The sequence below is a fragment of the Butyricicoccus sp. AM78-15b2TA genome (assembly GCF_027665985.1).
In the GTDB taxonomy this organism is placed as follows: domain Bacteria; phylum Bacillota; class Clostridia; order Oscillospirales; family Butyricicoccaceae; genus Agathobaculum; species Agathobaculum butyriciproducens.
In genome coordinates this window covers 225-658 of sequence record NZ_JAQEHY010000061.1, presented here as the reverse complement: position 1 = coordinate 658, position 434 = coordinate 225, and the positions used below count along the sequence as shown (strand labels likewise).

General features: G+C 47.5%; 1 protein-coding gene. It reads right to left on the bottom strand.

Going from position 1 to position 434, the window contains the following annotated elements; translation table 11 throughout:
- The coding region (locus PGS25_RS15600) for a leucine-rich repeat domain-containing protein (protein ID WP_270419427.1) at nt 1-434 on the bottom strand (434 nt) is incomplete at both ends.

Here is a 434-nt window from a genome sequence, read left to right as displayed (position 1 = left end):
ATGAGGTTCAGCACCTCAATCTGGGTATTGCTCAAAATCGTATCCGGTATCGTACCGGTGTACTGATTGTCTTTGAGAACCAGCGTTTTCAATGCGGGCATTGTGCCAAATTCGGAAGGAATCGCACCTGCATAATCATTACCGCCTAAATCCACATTCTGCAATTTCGGGAGCGTATAGAGCGCAGATGGAATATCTCCGCTCAAATGATTATCCGAGAGGAACAGATACCGCAATTCACTAAGTTCCCCGATTGCAGCCGGTATATGTCCGGTGATGTTTCGGCCTTTCAGACCAATGCTCTTGATTTCTACAAGGTCTTCCGCTCCGGTGATGGTATCCAGTGTGCGTTGCTGTGCGTTCAGAAGACGCTCAATCTCATTGATGAACCATGTCTGTCCATCACAGGCGGCAATAAACCGTTTGGCATATTC